Source organism: Micromonospora phaseoli (assembly GCF_900109115.1).
In the GTDB taxonomy this organism is placed as follows: Bacteria; Actinomycetota; Actinomycetes; order Mycobacteriales; family Micromonosporaceae; genus Micromonospora; species Micromonospora phaseoli.
The window spans coordinates 83,432-103,478 of record NZ_FNYV01000017.1; the positions used below are offsets into that span (position 1 = coordinate 83,432).

The 20,047-nt window shown below is 71.2% G+C and carries 7 protein-coding genes and 2 pseudogenes; 7 read left to right on the forward strand and 2 right to left on the reverse strand.

The window, feature by feature from the left end:
* Positions 1–119: 119 nt before the first annotated feature.
* From BMY89_RS28220 to BMY89_RS31615, 3 genes and pseudogenes are all read left to right on the forward strand, one after another.
* A complete protein-coding gene (locus BMY89_RS28220; RefSeq protein ID WP_092383308.1) occupies positions 120–512 on the forward strand; it encodes a YbaB/EbfC family nucleoid-associated protein in 393 nt (130 codons plus the stop codon).
* Positions 509–850 carry a hypothetical protein gene (locus BMY89_RS28225; RefSeq protein WP_092383310.1) on the forward strand — a complete coding sequence of 114 codons (342 nt, stop codon included), beginning with the start codon at positions 509–511 and terminating at the stop codon, positions 848–850. Before BMY89_RS28220 ends, BMY89_RS28225 begins: the two co-directional genes overlap by 4 nt.
* Before the next feature lie 43 nt (positions 851–893).
* Positions 894–8,282: pseudogene (locus BMY89_RS31615) on the forward strand (toxin glutamine deamidase domain-containing protein); the annotation flags it as partial.
* Positions 8,283–11,189: 2,907 nt separating this feature from the next.
* On the opposite strand, the gene BMY89_RS31620 reads toward BMY89_RS31615, so the two are convergent.
* Positions 11,190–11,930, reverse strand: a complete 741-nt coding sequence (locus BMY89_RS31620) for a hypothetical protein (protein ID WP_203980581.1) — start codon at positions 11,928–11,930, stop codon at positions 11,190–11,192.
* Between the two features lie 1,413 nt (positions 11,931–13,343).
* Between BMY89_RS31620 and BMY89_RS31625 the strand changes: the two are divergent.
* From BMY89_RS31625 to BMY89_RS28260, 3 genes and pseudogenes are all read left to right on the forward strand, one after another.
* Positions 13,344–16,733: pseudogene (locus BMY89_RS31625) on the forward strand (C2 family cysteine protease); the annotation flags it as partial.
* A 47-nt stretch (positions 16,734–16,780) separates the two neighbouring features.
* Complete coding sequence (locus BMY89_RS28255; protein WP_232521595.1) at positions 16,781–17,605, forward strand: SMI1/KNR4 family protein; 825 nt, start codon at positions 16,781–16,783, stop codon at positions 17,603–17,605.
* A gap of 61 nt (positions 17,606–17,666) precedes the next feature.
* Positions 17,667–18,509: a DUF6406 domain-containing protein gene (locus BMY89_RS28260; RefSeq protein ID WP_232521596.1), complete on the forward strand. Its 843-nt coding sequence runs from the start codon at positions 17,667–17,669 to the stop codon at positions 18,507–18,509.
* 29 nt (positions 18,510–18,538) lie between these two features.
* Here the strand turns inward: BMY89_RS28260 and BMY89_RS28265 are convergent, their stop codons facing one another.
* Entirely contained in the window at positions 18,539–19,081 is a 543-nt protein-coding gene (locus BMY89_RS28265) for a hypothetical protein (RefSeq protein WP_092383314.1), read from the reverse strand.
* A gap of 68 nt (positions 19,082–19,149) precedes the next feature.
* Between BMY89_RS28265 and BMY89_RS28270 the strand changes: the two genes are divergently transcribed.
* Complete coding sequence (locus BMY89_RS28270; RefSeq protein WP_092383335.1) at positions 19,150–19,401, forward strand: SCO4848 family membrane protein; 252 nt, start codon at positions 19,150–19,152, stop codon at positions 19,399–19,401.
* The last annotated feature ends 646 nt before the right edge of the window (positions 19,402–20,047 follow it).

Consider the following 20,047-nt stretch of genomic DNA (forward strand, 5'->3'; position numbering starts at 1 on the left):
GTGAATCGTAACGGCGAGCGCTCGTAGACCGGGCGCCCCGATGTCGCATCAATTCAGTATGGTCGAGTCGTCACGCCCAGGCGCGGGCGGAATGTGGACGTGCACGGGGAGGACACGCCATGGACGTACAGGCGCTGCGCGCCCGTGCCGACGAGCTGATGGCCCAGTTCGAGCGGATGCGCTCCGGCGTGGGTGATCTCCAGCAGCAGCTCAAGGCGGTGGCGGCCACGGTCACCTCGGAGGACGGTCTGGTGACCGTCACGGTGGGGCCACGGGGCCAGGTGACGAAGGTCGAGTTCGACCCGCGCATCTACCGCCGCCCGAATTCGAAGGAGCTCTCCGCCACCGTCACCGAGACGATCCGGCTCGCGACCGAGAAGGCCATGGCCGAGGTCGAGAAGCTGGTCCGCCCGTTCGTTCCCGACAGTCAGTTCCAGGCCTACATCGACCATGATCTCGACGGCATCTTCCGTCAATTGGACAGCGACCTGCCCGGGGAGGACAAGCGATGACTGAGCTGCGGGAGACCTTCGTCAAGCCCGACGAGGCGCTGGAAGGGGCCAACCACCTCGGTGCCGCCGGTGCCCGTTTGGCCATGACCTGGCAGAACCTCGCCGGGACGATCGAGACGCTGAACGAGGGCCGCCCCTGGGGCGACGACGAGCCGGGCAACGAGTTCAACAAGAGCTACCTCGGCGGTGAGGACCAGCCCGCCGACAAGGTCCTCAAGCTGACTGCGGATCTCGTGCCGCTGGTGGAGGTGCTGGGACCGACGGTCAAGGGTGCGGTCGAGGGCACCGTCGACGTCGACGACATGGTCAAGACGCTGTTCGGCGGCGACGACAAGTAGTCGGCCGCCGGTCGCGGGTCATTCGGACAAAGGGGCACACGGGGTGGCGGTACCCAATCCCAGAGACTCGTTCGGCGAGTACACCTGGGTTTGGGATGCCATCTGTTGGGTGAGCGCGGGTGAGGCGTGGCCCAGCGGCGACGAGGACCGGATGCGCGACCTTGCCGACGCGTGGCAGGCGTTGGCCGACGCGGTCGGCGATACGTTGGGCCAGGCAGACCCGGCGGTCATGCAGATCCTGCAGAGCTGGGGCGGCGGGGCCGGCGAGGAGTTCGGCCGCCTCTGGAACCAGATCGGCGTCGACCCGAACACCGGCCTGCCGCTGATCCAGGAGATCGCCTCGGCGTACGCGGTCGGCTGTGACCAGGCGGCGCTGGAGATCGAGTACGCCAAGCTCACGGTGATGATCGCGGTCATCATCACCGTGATCGCGGTGTTCGTCGCGCTGCTGATGGCGTGGCTGGGCGGCGTGTCAGCCGGTGCCATCCCGGGCATCCTGGCCACCGGCCGGCAGGCGGTGACGGTGGCCTTCCGGCGGCTGATCGCCCAGATGGGGCGGCAACTGCTCACCCGGGCGGGAATGAGCGCCGCGCTGCGGCTGGCCGGGACCAGACTGGGGCAGATTGCCACCAGCCAGGGTTTCCGGCGGGGCCTCAACCGCCTCGGTCTCGAGTTGCTGGAAGAGATCGGCGAGGAGCTGATCATCGACGTCGGTGCCCAGGCGTACCAGATGAACAGCGGCGAGCGGCGGGAGTGGGACGGCAAGCGGACCCTCACCGCTGGCGCGGGCGGCGCCTATGGTGCGGTGCTCGGTACCGGCATGAGCTGGGCGGGCCGGCGGGCTGCGCCCCGAATGCCCTTCTCGTTCAGCCCCTCCCGGTTGACCTTTCCGGGCAGCGGCCTGGTCCGCTGGGGCAGCACCAGCCTCGCGTCCGGCGCGCGAAATGCGATCGTGTCGCCAGCCGCGAGCGTTCTCGCCAATGCCAGCGTCAACCAGCAGTTCGTCTTGCCTGGCGGAGACGCTTTCCTCGGTGGCTTCGCCAGCGGCGCCGGCCGCACCGGGGCCACCCTCGCCGGGGGTGCGGCCGGCAACCTGGGCGCCCGGGGCACCAACTGGACCCTCGACAAGATGGGTATCTCGCTTACTCCCGGCGCCGGCCTCGGCGCGGGTGGAGCCGGCCCGTCCCTCGGTGACCTCGGCGGTGCGAACGGTCTCGGTGACCTCGGCGGCGCCAGCGGCTCGGGTGCCGGCTCGAGCACCGGCGGTGCCACGGCGGGTGCCGGGTCGACCGGTGGTGCCACGGCGGGTGCTGGCGCCGACTCGGCGTCGGGCGCCGGCTCGGCCAACGGTGCCACGGCGGGTGCTGGCGGCGACTCGGCGTCGGGTGCCGGCTCGGCCAACGGTGCCACGGCGGCTGCTGGCGGCGACTCGGCGTCGGGTGCCGGCTCGGCCGCCGCCGGTGGTGGCAGCGGTTCGACGTCGGATGCCGGCGCCGCCGGTGGTGGCAGCGGATCCGGCTCGGTCGGTGCGGGCAGTTCCGGCGTAGCCGATGGCGCATCGGGCGCCGGGAGCACCGACACCGGCGGTGGCGCGACCCAGAACGGCAGCGGCACCGTGCCGGACAGCGGGGCAGGCTCGATCAGCCTCGCGCCGCCCTCCGTGGACACGGCGGTTGCTCCGGCGCTCGACGGTGGCACCCCGAATGGCGACACCGCCACGGCAGAGCGCACCTCGCGCGGCGACGACACGAGCGGAACCCCGGTCGGTGTCCCCGCCGATGGCGCGACCACGACTCCGACCGACCGCGCCACCGGGGAAGGCGGTGCTACCGACACCGCCCCCCAGCGCGTCACGCCGGACAGCCAGGGCACGCCGGTCACCGACACCCCCACCCGAGAATTCGCCGACGCCGCCCCGGCTGACGCACCGGGCGCTCCGGTAGCCACGGACGCGCCGCCGACGGTGCTGCCCGCCCCGCCGGTGGCCGCCTCGCCCACAGCGCCGGTCGTCGGTGCGCCGCCGGGCAACGTTGGCGCCCCCGGGCCGACCGCCCCGGCCAGCCCCACCGTCCCGACGACCCCGACGGCCGGCTCGCCTGTGGTGACCGGTCCACAGGTGGGGACCGCCCCCAACGCCCCGGCGTCGACCACGACCGGCACGCAGCCCACCACCACCACGCAGCCCACCACCACCACGCAGCCCACCACCACCACGCAGCCCACCACCACCACGCAGCCCACCACCGGCAACACCGCCACGCAGCCGGCGTCTGGTCGTACCACGCCGCCCACGCCGGTCGTCAATCCCGCTGCGCCGAACTCGGCCGGTTCGGTCTCGCTGACCCCGACCGCCGGTCCGACCTCGACCAGCCCGGCCCAGCCCGGCGGTCCCGCCCAGCAGGTCGGTGCCACACAGCAACCGGGCACCCCAGCGCAACAGAGCGCTCCGACCCAGCCGGCCGGCACCCCGTCCACTGGCCTGCCTGACTCGCGTACCCCCGTCGACCCGCCTGCCCCGACGGTGCCGGCACAGACGGCGGGCATCGAACCGACGACCGCCCCCGACAGCTCGCCCACCACTCCCGAGGGCGACCAGGATCCGCACTCGACCCGGACGGACCCGAACCAGCCGACCGTCACCGACGGGCCGGTCGTCGTTCCGGTACCGGGCAGCACCGGAACCCTGCAGGGTGGACCGAGCACGCCCGGCGTCCAGGGCGGTCCGGTCGACCCGTCGACCCTCAGGCGGTCGGACGGGCCGACGGGGCGCGGTACGTACAGCTGGAACCTGGATCCGACGTCGGTCGACGGCGATCCGACCGGTCCGGAAGCCGAACGCGCCGTGATCGAGGCGTCGCGGACGTTGGCGGAGACCGTCCGGACGGCGGTCAAGGCCAGCACAGTCTCCAAGGGCAAGCAGCCCGGCATGGCTGGCGCGTTGTTGATGCCCAACGGTGACATCACCACGCACACCAGCATGACGGCTGACAAGGGCACCAAGCCGCCGACGCAACCCAGTGTGCATCCGCTCGCACAGGCGGCCCTGGACCTGACGGAAGCGAGCCTGGTTGACGACGTCGGCAGTGGACACGGCAAGTGTGCCGAGGTTGCCCTGGTGTCCGACCAGCTGTACCTGCTCGAGCAGCAGTGGCGTCAGGTTGGCGAACCTGGCAACTTCGAGCAGTACGCGCTGAACGCCCTGCAAGGCGCAAAGATCGTGACGCACCAGGTCAAGCCGGCCCGGTCGGACGGTGTCACATATGAGCTCGGGCATTACCGACCGCCGTGCCGGTCCTGTGCCCACTTCTTGCCGCAGTTCGGCGTCGAGCCGATCACCGATCCGGATCGTGACGTCGCTGTCTACCAGCCGTCCGTGGCGGGACTGGTGGGCAACGGCCCGCCGCTGAGCGACAACCGGCCCTACGGACAGCCAGATGGTCTGGTGCCGCCCGACCAAGCCGACCAAGAGGCGCTGGACGCTGCGGTGCCCCGGGACCCGGCGACTGGGCGACCGACGGTCCATCCGGACCCGCACGTCGGATCATGGGTGGATCTGGTCAACGACGGTGGAACCACTGTCTCAGGGCGTAACACCAACTGTGCGGACGTCGGTCTTTCCGTTTTGTCTACCTGGTTCGGACGTCCGGAGGTGGCGGCGGCAACGGCCCAGCCGGCTGATTCGGAACGAGGTAGCACTGCCCGACAAGAGCAGGCACTACGAGCCAGCTTCGGCCACCAGGGCACCGGAGTCGCCGCACTCGATGCTGTCGCCGAGGCTCTTCGCGCGGCCGGCCCTGGCTCCGCGGCGTTGGTTGTCGGTGCCTGGCCGGGCCAGAACGGCGAGGCGCATACCTGGACTGCCGTCAACCACGAGGGCACCATAATCTGGGTCGACGGCCAGCGGAGAGAAATCTCCGACAGTGACCCGTTGTACGCCGATCGGGTGGGTGACGTCTGGGCGATCGTGCTCGACGCCGAAGGCGATCCCGTCAGACCCGCCGCACCCGAGGCCAGCAGGCCGGCCCCGCCCCCACCGGCCTCGACCGCCGACACCCCGCCGGCCACGCGGCCGCCGGACCGGGAGCCGGACGCCGGTCCGACCAGCAGGCCCGGCGCGGACGTGACGCCGCCGCGCGCCCCCAACGCCGAGGGCAATCCCAGCCCCATCGCCGAGAGCAACCCTGACTCGCTGCCCAGCGACGGCGTCGGACTGACGCCGAACCCTGGGTCGACGGAGGTGCAGCCCAGTTATGCCGATGAGCATGGAAGACGCCCGGCAGCTGATGACCAGACTGCTGGGGACGGACAACCCGGTGGCGATCTTCCCGTTCGAGTTCGGCTGGGCAGCCCAGGAGACGCTCTCCCCGGCACAACGGACACAGGGCCGACAGCTGGGCCAGGGGGTCTTCATCATCGACCAGACGGGCCTGGTGACGGCCCATCCCAGCCTGCCGCCACCACTGATCATGAAGCGGTACGCGGCGGCCCGACTGAAGGGCCAGATAACCGGCCGTCAGGTCTGGCCGGCACCGAATCCGACGGACTGAGCGACGCCGACGCGTCGAGGCCGGACGGTGACCGTGCCGAGACCCGCTACCTTGACGGGCTCTCGGAAACCGACCAGGCCACCCTGCTCGACGTGCTGACCGAGGCCCGGCTGGACGCCGACCAGATCCTGGCCGACCTGCAGAGCGTCAACGCGGAGGTGGCTGCGCGGCTCGGGCTGACCGGTGCGGACGCGCTGAGCATGCTCGGCGAGCAGCACCGGGTCAAGGGCGCGGAATCCCTGGCCCGCAAGTTCCGCAGCGAGATGGAACCGCTCGGCTACGACATGGCATCGGCGCTCGACACCGTCAACGACGTCGTGCGGTTCTCGGTGCGTGGGCCGGAGTCCGAGGCGTACGGGCCGGCGGTGGACTCGATCCTCTCGTCGTTGGAGGCCCAGGGTTACCAGGTCACCGACCTGAAGAACTTCTGGCAGCCCGGAAACCGGTTCTTCGGCCTGAACTGCACGCTGACGTCGCCGTCCGGACGTACCTTCGAGCTGCAGTTCCCGACCGCCACCAGCTACACCATCGGCACCCAGACCCACCTGCCGTACGAGGTGATGCGCGACCCGGCGCAACCCCCCGCCGCCCGGGTGAACGCGTTCCTCGACATCCTCGCCATCAACAAGGCCAACGGCATCGTGGCGAGCATGCCGGGTGGCATGGACGCCACGCGGTTCCCGCCGCCGAAGGACACCAGCTTCGCCAAGTGGATGGCGTCGCCGGGCCAGGCGAGCATCCTCCAGTCGTACCTCGACTCGCTGGCAGAGCAGGGCCGCACGTTCGCCGACGTGCTGGCCGCGCGAGGATTGACGGCGTCCGACCTGCCCGGTCTGGACCTTGACCTGATGGGGGGCGTGCATGGCGCAGCTGAGGTTCGGCTACTTCCTCCTGCGGAGACCGGACGAGCCGACCGGCCCGCCGGTCAACCTGATCGCGCAGGCCGAGAGCAGCGGGCCGACCCAAGCGGTGATCTGGGACCGGCCGAAGCAGGCGTGGACGTTCCGCCCGGACGTGGCGGCGGCGATCCTGTGGGCGAACCCGGAACGCCACGAGACCGAGGAGGTCGACCGGGCGACGGCGGAGCGCCAGGTGGCGCACTTCACGGCGGTCCCGCTGCCGACCGAGGCCGAGCTGACGGAGATCTGCCGCCGGTCGACCTGGCCGCCGACGCCCGAGGAGTGGAGGCGCGGCCCGGCGACCTGAGCGATGCCGGCCCGAGCGCACCGGCTGCGATCGGAGCCGGTCCGACGTCGGTACCGATCGACACCGACCACGGGTTGCCACAGACCCGCCGGCTCGGGCCGGGTGAGTTGGCGCCGTTGGAGGATCCGAGCTACCAGTGGGACGTCGAGCAGAGCCTGCGGACGCCCGAGGGGTACGCGCTCTTCGCCGACCCGTCCACGCATCCGTACGGCCGGTTGGTCAACGATGGTGGGCCCGCACAGCCGGGTCGTGGCAACAACTGCCTGGACAGCTCACTCTCGGCGTTGTCCAGCTTCTACGGCGACCCCCGGGTGTCCTTCCCACGGTGGGCCGACGTCCGGCCGGACGGCTCGATCGAGACCGTCACGGGCGAGGCGAGTGGGTTGGACCGCGCCGAGGCATGGCTCGGCGCCGACTGGTCCGGTGGCCCCACCGGACTGCCCACCACGCCGGCCGAGCACGCGGCGGCAGTGGCCGAGCAGTACGCGCAGCTCCATCAGCGTGTCGCGGAGGCAGGTCCGGGTTCGGCGGCGCTCGTCGTGGCCGAATGGGTCAGGACGGATCCCCGCACCGGCGAACTGGTCCTCGACGGTGGGCACGTACAGGTTCAGGATTCACACGCCATCGTCCTGGTCTATCCGGAGGGCGCCGACGGCCCGGTCTGGTGGGATCCGCAACGGGGAATGACGTGGCCGCAGCCGCCGGCCGCGTATGTGCAGCATACCTACGCACTGTGGTCGATGGTGCCTGCGGTGGAAGGGGTTCCGAATGACGGAGGACGAGGCGCTGACGTTGATCAAGCGCCTGCTGGGCACGGCGAACGAGATCGAGCTGCATCCGTTCGAGTTCGGATGGCTGGCGAAGGAGCAGCTGTCGTCGCAGGAACGGGCGGAGGGCAGACACCTGGGCCACGGGAGCTACATCATCGACCGGACGGGAGTGATAACGGCGCAGATGAGTCTGCCGGTACCACTGCTGATCACGGAGTACACGCAGGCCCGCCGGGAGGGCCGGATGACGGGTCGGCAGGTCTGGCCGACGGTGGAACCGACAGCCTGACCGACGCCGCCCCCCAGCCCTCGCTGCCGGAGAGCCGGCGGATCGGGCCGGGCGAGTTGGCACCGTTGGAAGACACCCGCTTCCAGGACGATCTTGCCGCGAGTCTGACCACCCCGGACGGGTACTCGGTCTTCGCCGACCCGTCCACCCACCCGTACGGGCAGTTGGTCAACGACGGCGGGTCGGACCAGCCGGGCCGGGGCAACAACTGTCTCGACTGCTCACTGGCCGCACTGGCCAGCTTCCACGGCGATCCCCAGGTGTCGGTGCCCCGCTGGGCTGACCGGTTCGACGACGGATCGATCGACCGCGTCTCCGGTGAGCGGGGCGGTCTGGAGCGGGCCGAGGCGTGGATCGGCGGGGAGTGGACCGGAGGGTCCGACAACCTGCCGGCTGACCTGTCCGCCCGCACGGACGCGGTCGCCCGGCAGTACGCCGAGGTCTACCAGCGGGTGGCGGACGCCGGTCCGGGAGCGTCAGCGCTGGTGGTGGCCGACTGGCTGTTCCTCGACGGCGCCGGGAACGTCGTCCTCGACGAGACCGGCCGACCCGAGGTCGACGGCTCCCACGCCTTCGTGATCGTCTTCCCGGCCGACGCCGACGCGCCGATGTGGTGGGATCCGCAGACCGGGACGACGTCGCCCGACATGCCGGACGCCGACGTGCGGGAAACTCATGCCCTCTGGGCGATGATGATGCCTGACGGGGAGGGGCGAGTTGACCGAGGACGAGGCGCTGGCGCTGATCAGCCGACTGCTGGGAACCGGGAATCCGATCGTGCTCCGGGAGTTCGAGTTCGGCTGGCTGGCCCGGGAGAGACTCTCGGAGCAGGAACGGGCCTCGGGGATACACGTGGGCCAGGGGAGCTACATCATCGACCGGTCGGGAGTGATCACGGTGCACTCCAGCCTGCCGCCCCGGCGGGTGATGGAGGAGTACGCACAGGCACGCCGCGAGGGCCGGACCAAGGGCCGGCAGGTGTGGCCCGAGGTGGAATCGACGGCCTGACCAACCTCGACGGCCCGCCGGGGCCGCCGAGTGGCCGCGACTCCACGAGCCACGCCGACGGGCCCGACCTGCGGCAGGCCGCCGCCGGTACGACCTTCGGTGGCGCGCTGCTCGACGCCGATCCAGCACGTACCACCCAAGCACTGGGGGCCGCGCTGACCGGCGGGCCGCTGCCCGACGCAGCGCACGTCGATCCCGCCAACGCCACCGTCACCCTGGACACTTTCGACGGCCCCTACCAGGTGCGCATCGAGCTGACCGACCCTCCGACAGACACGCCGCTCGTGCCCGTCGCCACCATCCAGTACACCGCCGACGGTGCTGTGGTGCAGGTGTCGACCGGGGCGCACCCGGATCATGTCCGCCGGGCGGTGGCCGCGACCCTGGCCGAGGTGGACACCGTCGCCCAGGAGCGGGCCGGCGGGTTGCGGACCGACGCAACCACTGCGCTCGCCGAGGGTGCCCGGCCGGAGCACGACGGAGCCCGCGCTCTCACCGCGCGAAACATCGGCCAGTTGGCCGAGCTGCGGGTGGTGCTCGCCGACAGCGCCGCCACGGCCGATGCGGTCCGGGCCGGTCAGCTCCGCGCCGAGGCGTTGAGCCTGCTGATCGCATCTGGCCTGCTGGAACAGCAACCGGCCCATCCGGTACACAGACTCGGGGATAACGTGCCGACGGTCGGGCCGGCGGCGGCTCAGGCCCGCCTCGACCTGATCCGGAACCAACTGGGATCCCTCGCCCCGGAGGTCGAGAGCCTGATCGGGTTCGCCCAGAGCGACGGGCAACAGCTCGTCGCGGACCTGCGGGCCGCACAGTCGGCTCTCCGAGCCGAGGCCCGAGCCTGGGCCCAGCAGGCCACCGCCCTGCGCAACGACGCCGACCTGGCCCTGACCGCCAGGGTGGACTCGGCCCTGGACGCGGCACCCGATCATGTCTTCGGCCGGCTGGTGATCGGCGGGGGCTGGGCCGCCACCGCCGACTTCGTCACCATGGGGGCCCCCGCCGACACCGGTACCGGCCTGCCGCCGGTGCTCTGCGTCTCGCAGGGACACGACCCGTGGGCGGAGCGGCAGACGTTGCTGATGGGGCAGGTCCCTTCCGAGTTGGAGCTGCCCGGGTTGCCGTTCCAGCCGGGCGACCTGGCCGAAGAGGGCACCCAGTTCACCCCGTCCGACGTCTTCGCCGACGCGGTGGGCGCCGCCCGGGCGCTCAGCGGGATGCCCACCTACCAGGGCCTGGCGACCTCGGTCACACCTCGCCCGGCCGACGCCGCAGGGTGGCCCGACGGCGCGAACTACCGGGTCACCATCGGTGGGCGGGAGGTCTTCACCGAATCCGTCGACATCGCGACCGGTCCGGGACCTTCCCGGGTACCGAGCGCGCCGGCGACCACCAACGGTCGTTACATCGACCCGACCACCGGCTACCGCGTTGACCGTTCCGGCGCGGTACCGGTGTTCCGGGATCCCGCCGGCGCCGTGGTCGACCCGGCCGACCTGCCCCCGACCGTACGAGCCGTCCTCGGTGGTCCTGGCACCGGCCGGGCTGATCTGCCGCTGCTCACCGACCTCACCGGCCGGCCGACTGATCCGCTGGTGGTCGACTCCGTCACCGGGTACGCCGTCGACACCCTGACCGGGCAGGTCCACGACCCGGCGGGCGGCCCGGTGGATCCACGGACGCTGCCCGAGGAGGTGGCCACCCGCCTCGGCCATGCCCCGGACGGCTCGTTCACCGATCCGCGCCCGGCCGCGCCGCCGGTCAACTTCGGCGGGCAGAACCTGGCCGACGCGTACCATCCGGGCGACCGGGTGCTGGTCTACGGCGCGGGCGCGTCCGGGGCGTGGGACATCGAGCAGGCCGCAGCCTCCCCGGCGGGGCGCATCGACTGGTCGGCCCTGGCCAGGCCCCTACCGCCGCAACGGGTGACGGGTGACCCGGCGGTCGACGCGCGGGCGCAGCGGGAGTACAGCTTCAGCGGTGGTTACAACCGGCGCAACACTCTGCCCGACCTCGGTGCGTACTCCGACACGGCCCAGGCGCGAGTGGCGGAAATGTCCCTGCGCGAGATCGTCGGCATCCGGCACACCGTCGACGGAGCGTTCCTGGTGCTGTTCAGCGACGGCACCGAGCAGGTCTACGACCGGGTAGTGCTCTCCATCGGGCAGGAGCCCCGGCTCCCCGGTGGCGTGCACACCCTGCTGTCCGAGGTGGAGCTGGCCGCGATGGAGGGGCCGGCCCTCGACGCGAACGACCGCCTCCCCGACGTGCTCGGCCTACGGGACGGCAGTGGTCAACTCAGAGTCCTCGGCGGTGCTGGCGTGGCTGGTGCACTCCTGGCCAAGACCGACGAAAGCGTGGTGGATTCGGTCCTACGCCAGGCAGCAGCGCTGCCGGACGACTCGCGGGGGATCCCGCCCAGCATCCGTTTCCATGCCCAACGGATCGCAGAGGCGAACCGCGACACCCCACCGATGTCGTCGCCCGATGACGGCGGAACCACACCGCTGGACTCGCCGTCAGACCTCATCCCAGAGGGCGGTGCTGTACAACCTCCAGCCCCACTGAAGGTCGAGCCAGGGCAGCGGCCCGTACCGGGCCACCAGTTCCTGGCCGAGCGGGGGCAGCTCGACCTCGGTAGGGCTCCCGTCGATGTCCTGCCCGTAGCCCCGGGGGGTGACCTCGACGGGGTTGCGCCGCAGGTCGACGAAGCGCAGGGCGGGCAGGTGCGAACTGGCGGCGAGGGCCTCGGCTCCGGCCGGGCCGATGCCACAGCGCGCCAGGCCGAGCCAGCGCAACCGGCCCAGATGGGGCGAGTTGACGAGGATGCTGAGCCCGTCGTCGCCGATCGGGTTGCCGCGCAGGTCGAGGGCGACCAAGCGGTCGAGGCAGGAGACCGCGGCGATTTCCGGCATCAGTCCGGCAGCGTCGACCAGCGCGAGGTGGCGGACGGGGTGGTGAGCCCAGACCTCGGATCCGTGGTCGATGAAGGTGCGGGCGGTCATGGTGACCGACTCGATGAGGCCGTTACGCAATCCCCATTTGTCGAGCAGGTGGGTGACCGGCTCGGCGAGCCGGGGATGGATCCGGCGGGACAGGAACAACATCTCCCGGGTGCGGTTGGCCCCGGCCAGGTCGAGGCGGATCAGCTCGGCCCGGTCGGGATCGGTGGCCTCGATGGCGTCGGCGTAGCGCCGTCTCAGGTCGAGGTCGTCGGGGTTGGCGAGGATGGCGGCGTAGAGGTCGGCGGGCGTGGCCATGACGCCAGCGTATCGACGGAGGGCTCGATCACCGCCGGTGCCGTTCCGGGCTCCACCTTCCACGGTCTGGGCCGACCGGCCGCCGACCCGGCGGCGGTGCTGGACCTGGCCCGGTCCGCGCTCCCGCAGATCGCCCCGTACGCCCAGGTGGACGCGGTGGTCCCGGTCGGACCGGACCTGTTCGAGATCCGTACCGCCGGGCAGCACCCGCTGACCGTCCGACTGACCGCCGGTCCGTTGACCGACGGCCTGGTGGCGCGGTCGACCCGTGAGCCGGACGGGACCTTCACAATCACCGTGTCGGATCGGGTCGCTGACCCGGTGGTGGCGCGGGCGCTCGCGCACGAGGTCGCCGAGCTGGCGGCGCTGCACGAATCCGGTCGGGCGCTGGTCGGCCCGCTGGACCCGGGCAACGTGCGGGGCCCGATCGACCCGGCCGGGCTGACCGCCCACGACCGGGCGCGGTTGGCGGAGCTGCGGCTGCTCGCCGCCGGGTACGCCGACGCCGACCCGGCCACTCGCCTGGCCGTACGCGGGGAGATCGACGCCCTCGCCGACCACCTCGGCCTACGGGTCGGTGACCCGGATGTGCGGGCCCGGTGGGCGCTGCTCCCCCGGGACGTGCTGGCCCACCTGATGCAGCTCAGCGTGCCGTCGATCACGCCCGACGCGGTCTCCGGGGTACTGGCGGGTGCGGCGACCCTCACCGAGGTCGAGCGGGTCAGGATGATCGACTACCGGGCTCGGCTGGCACCGGACTTCCAGGTGCCGCCGCAGGCCGACCTGGACGCCCGGCTGCGGGAACTGGCCACCGAGGCCGAGCACGCGCAGTCCGGGATGCCACGGATGCCCGCCTTCGCCGGCCAGATCGTCGCCCTACCCGCCAAGCATCTCGACCGGATCCGGGCGGTGGACCCGCAACTGGCCGACCGGCTGGCCGTCGAGGGGGTCTACGTCGACCTGACCGGCCGCTACGACCTGCGCCCGTACATGGTGGCTGCGGTTCCGGCGATCGATCTCGGCGCGGCCCGTCCGGCGTTCGACCTGACCACCGATGACGGTCGGCGGGCCCAGCTGCACGAGGACCGGCAGCGGGCCCGGGCAGCGCTGCGTGGACTGCGCGGCGACCAGGCGGCAACCCTGCTCGCCGGTCACGACTTCCACTACCAGGGGACGGCCCGGTGGATGGGGCTGGTACCCGACGTCCTGACCGAGGCGCTGCGAGGCATCACTCCCGCACCGGCACCCACCACCGCCATGGCGGAGACCGCCGCGACCGGCGACCCGTCCGGAAACGTCAGGGTCGTGGCCGACCGGGTGACCCTGCCGCCGGACAGCCCGAAGAAGCCTGGACCGGTCTACGGGCCGGCACTGGACGCTCAGACCGGCCAACCGCCGCCGTTGTTCGACGGTCCGCCGAAGCGGACGGACGTGCAGCAGGGCGCGCTCGGTGACTGCGGCATGATCGCCGTGATCGGCTCGGTCGCCGGTCACCTGCCGGACACCGTCGCGCAGATGTTCCACCCGAATCCGGACGGCTCGGTGGACGTGGTGCTGCACGAGACCAGCGGGCCCGGCCAGGCGGTCACCCCGACCGGACGCCAGCTGCGGGTGACCGTCTGGCCCGACGTGCCGTTGCACCCGAACTCGAACGGACGCAGCGCGTACGCCGACCAGTCGACGGTCGGTGCGGCCTGGGCGTCGCTGCTGGAGAAGGCGATCGCGGCGATCGACCGCACCTGGACCCAGCAGCGCCACGACCAGTGGCAGCAGCAGTGGACCGCCCGTCCGGGCACGGACGCCGCGCAGGCCGCCCCGCTCGGTTACGCCCGGCTGGGCAACGGCAGCAGTCGCCTGGTGCAGGCGGAGCTGCTCAGCCAGCTCACCGGGCTGCCGACCGGGGTGAGTCAGCTCGACCCGACTCCGGGACGGGAGGCCGAAGCCGAGACGCGACTGGCGAGGCTGCTGGCCGCCGGCAGCCCGCTGGTCACCGGAACCCGGCCGGCCGACGCGTACTCGTCCCAGCCAGGCGGCAAGCCGCCGTACGGGCTGGTCGCCGGGCACGCGTACGAGATCGTGTCGGTGGCGAACGGCGAGGTGCGGCTGCGCAACCCGTGGAACTCGCAGCACCCGTCGCCGATGCCGGTGCGCGCCTTCCTCGACCTGATGAGCCCCTGGTACGCGCACGTCGAGCTGGCACGCAGCACCGTTCCGGCGCTGCCGGGCTCCGACTTCCACGGTCACGGTCGGCCTGCCGCGGATGCTTCGGCGGTGGTCGACCGGGCCCGGACCGTCCTGCCAACCCTGGCCGAGCCGATCGGCGCGGACCAGGTCGTGGCCGTCGGCGCCGACACCTTCGAGGTTCGCTCGGCCGGACTTGAGCCACTGCGCGTCCAGGTCACCGCCGCCACTCTTCCCGACGGCATCGTGGCGCAGACCACCCGAAACCTCGACGGCACCTTCAACCTCACCGTCTCCGACCGTGCCGCGGACGCGGCGGTCGACCGCGCGGTGGCGCACGAGACCGCCGAACTGCTGGCCCGGCACGAGACCGGCGAGGCTCAGGTGGGGCTCTTCGACCAGGGTGCTGCCGAAGGCCCCATCGACCCGGCCGGCCTCTCCGCCCGGGACCGGGGCCGGCTGGCCGAGCTGCGCCTGATGGCCGCCGGGTACCCGCAGGCCGATCCCACCACCCGGCTCGCCCTGCGCGCCGAGATCGACACCCTGGTCGACCGGCTGGGCCTGCGCTGGGGTACGCCGCAGGTCGCTGCCCGCCTCGCGGTCCTCCCCGCCGAGGTGTGGACCCAGGTGATGCAGCTGAGCCTGCCGGTGATCACGTCCGATGCGGTGGCCGGGGTATTGGCCTACAACCCCAACCCGACCATGGTCGAACGGTTCCGCGCGATCGACTATCGCGCGCGGCTGGCCCCCGACTTCCAGCCGCCCCCGGCCGCCGAGTTGAACGCGAAGCTGCGGGAGCTGGCCGTGCACGGGGAGCAGAGCCAGTCCTCGCTGCCCCGGATGCCCGCCCTGGCCGGGCAGCTCATCGGGTTGCCGCCTGCCCTGCTGGACCCGATCCGGCAGGTTGACCCGCAACTGGCCGACCGGATCACCGCCGAGGGCATCTACGTCGACCTGACCGGTCGCTTCGACCTGCGTCCGTACACTCTCGATGGCGCTCCAGAGTTCACCCTGGACGTGTCGGCGCCCGCGTACGACCTGAGCACCGGGGCGGGTCGGGAGGCGTTGCTGGTCGAGGACCGATCCCGGATCGAGGCCGCCTTCAACGTCGAGTACGGGTCGAATCCCGCCGCCGTGGCGGTGCTCACCACGCACAGCTTCCACTACCTGTCCGACGCCCGGCGGATGGGGCTGGTGCCGAAGGCGCTGACCAAGGCGCTGGCGGCGATGATGCCGCCCGAGCCGGACGTCGATGCCGAGGTCATCCCGACCGTGACCACCGGCGAGATCGCCGTGGTCGCCGACCGGGTGACCCTGCCCGACCCAGACCCCGAGCATCCGATCGAGTACGGTCGCGCACTGCTTCCGGCAACAGGCGAGCCGGCGCCGCTCCTGGACGGCCCGCCCCTACGGACGCAGGTGCAGCAGGGCATGCTGGGCGACTGCGGGATGCTGGCCACGATGGCGGCCCTCGCCGGGCATCGACCGGAGAGCATTCCCCAACTGTTCCAGCCGAGACCGGACGGCACGGTGGACGTCCTGCTGCACGAGAGCGTGTTGCGCGGAGACGGGTCGACGGCGACCGGGCGGCGCATCCGGATCAACGTGCGGCCGCACGTCCCGGTGCACGCCGGCAGCTCATGGGCGGCGTATGCCGACCGGTCAGAGGTCGGAGTCGGGTGGGCGTCGGTGTTGGAGAAGGCGCTCGCTGCAGTCGACAGGACCTGGACCGGTGCGCGGCAGGAGCAGTGGCAGCGTGAGTGGCGCGGGTGGCATAGCAAGGACGACCCGCACCGTGCCGCGCCGACCGGTTACGCGCGGCTCGATGTCGGCAGCACTGCACTGATGCAGGCCGAGTTGCTCACCCAGTTGACCGGCCTACCGGCCCGGCAGACGCTGCTCGATGTAACGCTGGGGCGGGAGGCGGGGGTCGAGCGTCAACTGGCGGCCTTACTCGGGGCCGGCAGCCCGATCACCATCGCGACGTGGCCGAAGGAGAGTTATCCCCGGCCTACCACCCTGCCGCATGGGCTCAAGGCGAAGCACGTCTACGAGATCGTCGCGGTGCAGGACGGCCAGGTGCAGCTACGTAACCCCTGGAACACCGAGCATCCGTCACCGATGCCGGTGCGGGCGCTTCTCGACCTGATGGGGCCGTGGTGCGCACACCTGGACCAGACACGGGTCGCCGCTCCACCCTCGGCGGGGGGTGGACCGGCAGCTATCGGCCATTCACCCGTGCCGTCGCCTCGGACGTCCGCCGAGCCGGAGGTGAACCGTCCGCTGGCTGTCCCGAGTCCCGGCGTTCCGCTGATCGATCAGTCCGGTCCGCTGGCAGAGCCCGCGTCGCCACCGCGCACCCTCGGTCGCACTGACCTTGACGACGAGCGGCACGTAATCACCTACTTCGCCCTGCTCGCCGCCGACGGTAGCGTGGTCGGCCTGATGGTGTCGCAGGTTGGCGGCCCGGGACGCTCGCTGCACTGGACGGCTGGCGGTGTGGTGCCGGGGCAGGTGACGTCGGTGCCGGTGGACCGCGTGGAGGCCGAACGGATCGCCCGTGACGTGCTCGGTTTTGTACTTCCCGCCGAGCCGGCGCTGTACGACATGCTGGACACCTGATCGTGCCTGAGGGAGCCGGGAGAGGACCGTTGCGCTCGTTTACGAATGTGGCCGTCGTCCGGAACAACACGACGACGAGCGTCGGGCCGGCCCGGTTCGGGGTGCATTGGGTGGATGTCGGGCCGCCGGTGCGGGCCGAGATCATCGTGATGCCCTTCCGGAGTGACGAGAATTCCGCCCATGAGGTCACGCTCGGCGAGACCTTCCCGGTTGCCGGGGAGACCTGGCGCTTCGCGGATCTCGACATGTCCAGCGCAGACGACTGGAAGGTCACCGTCCGGCGGGTGGACGAGGACGAGGTGATGGAGCCGCCGACCGGACGCCTGTGGGAGAGGGCTCGGCTACAGCCCTACGGTCAGCTGGACGAGACCCAACTCCAGTCTTTGGAGACGGCGCTCGGGGCCCCGCTGCCGCGGGAGTACCGCGTCTGGCTGGGTCGGAACAACGGGGCGAAGCCGGAGGTGGCGCACCACATCCCCGGCATACCGTTCGCTCTGCTTCCGTCGGGTCCGCTGTTCGGCGTCCACCCGGAATATCCCCCGTTCGACCTGGTGCACGCCCAGCGCCAACACCGGGACCCTTGGCTCTCGCCGGCCTGGCTGGTCATCGCCGAACCGGCTGGTGGTCTGCTGGTGGTATCGGCAGAGCTGGGCAACGAGAGCGTCTACTTCGTGCACGAGTTCGACCTGGTGGGCCCGCCTGGCCCCGCCGCCACGGCCGCCCGGGAACGAAAGCTGCGGGCGGTGGCCTGGTCGATGTACGAGTTCATCGGCCGGTTGACCCCGATGAAACTGGACCACCTCCCGCCGGTCCAGATCCACCCGCCGGGGACTTTCACGGACCCCAGCAACTACGAGAATGGGCAGCTATGAGCAAGGCGCGGGCGGGCACGGTGCCTCTGCCGGTGGCGATAGCTGCCAGGAGGTAGCGCCGTTGCGTTCGTTCACCGCTGTCGCGTCGATCCCCAACAACGTGCCCGTCGACGTGGGCCAGGCCCGCCTTGGGGTCCGGTGGGTCGACGTGGGGCCACCGGTCCGCGCCGAGATTGTCGTCATGCCGCACCGGAGCGAGGCGTCCCCGCATCATGAGGTGATGCTCGGTGAGATCTTCCCGGTGGGTGAGGAGACCTGGCGCTTCGCGGATCTCGACATGGTCAGCGCCGACGAGTGGGAGGTGACGGTCCGTCGGGTAGATGAGAACGAGGTGATGGAGCCGCCCTCCGGCAACCTCTGGAAGCCGGCCCGGCTGCGCCCCTACGGGCAGCTCGACGAGGCGCAGCTTCAGTCGGTCGAAGCTGCGCTCGGGGTCCGGCTGCCGACGAGCTACCGCGACTGGCTGCGCCGCAACAACGGCGCGCGGCCCGAGGTAGAGCACCACATTCCCGGTGTGCCGTTCACCCTGATGCCGGAGCGTCCCCTGTTCGGAGTGCATCCGGAGTACCCGCCGTTCGACCTGGTGCACGCCCAGCGCGTACACCGAGATCCTTGGCTGTCACCGGCCTGGCTGGTGATCGCGAACCCATCCGGCGGCCTCCTGGTCACCTCGACACAGTCGAGTGACGGAAGCATTTACTTCGTGCACGAGTTCGACCTGGTCGGCCCGCCTGGCCCGGACGCTTCAGCGGCCCGGGAACGGAGGCTGCGCGGGGTGGCTCAGTCGACGGGACACCTCATCGGCCGGTTGACCCCGATGGAGTTGGACCATCTCCCGCCAGCCCAGATCCTCCCGCCTGGGGCTTCCACCGACCCGCGCGACTATGCGGGCGGGCCGACGTAGCCCAGCCGGGGGGCCCGAAACTGTGCCGCTCAGCCGAGTCGCGAGAGCAGGCCGGCGTACGCGTCGCGGATGGCGGCCAGCCGGTCCCCCCGGAACCGCCCGGGCTCGCGCTGGTGCAGCTGCCGTCCGCGGTCGCTGACGAATGCGTCCGGGGGGACGGTGTCACCACCGGTCGGGATGAACTTGCCCACCTCGTCGAGCGCGGCCACCGCCCGGCTCAGGGTTGCGCGCGCCCGTTGCGCGGCCTCGCTGGTCGCGGGCTGTGCCGGCACCTGACCGGCGTACGCGTCGGAAACGAGCAGCCACTCACCCGGGTCGAGCAACTGTGACGGCTCGTCGTCGCCGTAGCGGAAGCCACTGCCGGCGGTGGTGACGGTGGGCGGTAGTCGGAAGATGAACTCCCGCTCCTGTCCACATCCCGCGCAGCTGCCGGTGTAGCGGCTGGCCAGATCCCCGTCCGCCAGGGCGACGACCGCGCTCTGCCGAGGGAACCGCGTCTCCCCGCACGAGCAGGGGTGCAGATCCATGTAGAGGTGGGCCTCCGCATTGGTGCGGCTCAGCAGCGGGGTCATGCGGACCACCGTACCGATCGAATGCTTCCGGCACCGCCCCGCTGGTGCCGCTGGCATACTCGCCGACCATGGTGTTGTCGCGCGGCTGGGCGGTCTTCCTCATCGGGGTCGGAGTCTGGACCTGGGCAATCTGGCCGCGGTTCGCCCTCGCCATCTGGCGGGACCCGAGATCCTGGTCCGCCGGCGTCGTCGGGGAATGGCCGGCGACCGGCTTCCTGTGGGTGCACGCACTGCTGATCGGGGCGTCGCTGGCGATCGGCACGGCCGTGGGCCTGCTGGGTGTGCGCGGATGGCGGGCGTCCCGAGCAGGTATGCGCTGAGCCGGCCAGGACAGTCCTCCCAGCCTTCCGGCAAACGTTGCTGTGTGGATCCAGGAGCGAGCTGTCGACCGTCGAGCCCGGTGTGACGGGCGCCGCTCTCTCCGGATTTGACGATCAATCCGGTGGACGCGTAACTTTCTCTCTGCCAGCGCGGAACGGGCAAAGAGGGCGAAAGTCCTCACGCTCAAGAAGCAAGGGCGCCGGGTTCGCGAGGATTCTTCCTATGTGGACGCGGCCGGGAGGTGCTCGACTGGGCCGCCTAGGGGGCGGATTTGGTGGAGCGAAACCGACCGGGTAATGTTTACGACCGGCAGGGCACCGGGCGAGTTCGCGGGAGACCGCGGCGGCCGGCCTGCTGAATCCGATGATCGAGCGAGGTGGGCGACCGCCGCGCTGGTTCGCTGGTGCCGAACCGCCTGAAGCGTGACGGACCGGGACACACGGTTTGACGCGGAGCAGATGGTAAGGTAACGTAGTAAAAGTGCCCGCTGCGAGGTGGGTGCGGGTTGGGCCCCGGAGGGTTGCCTGCTTGGGTGGGTTTCCTGATGGTGTGTGGTTGTTCTTTGAGAACTCAACAGGGTGCTTGATAAGCCAGTGCCAATTGTTTTGATGCCTTGTGCTGGGCAGGCTTTGGTCTGTTTGGTGT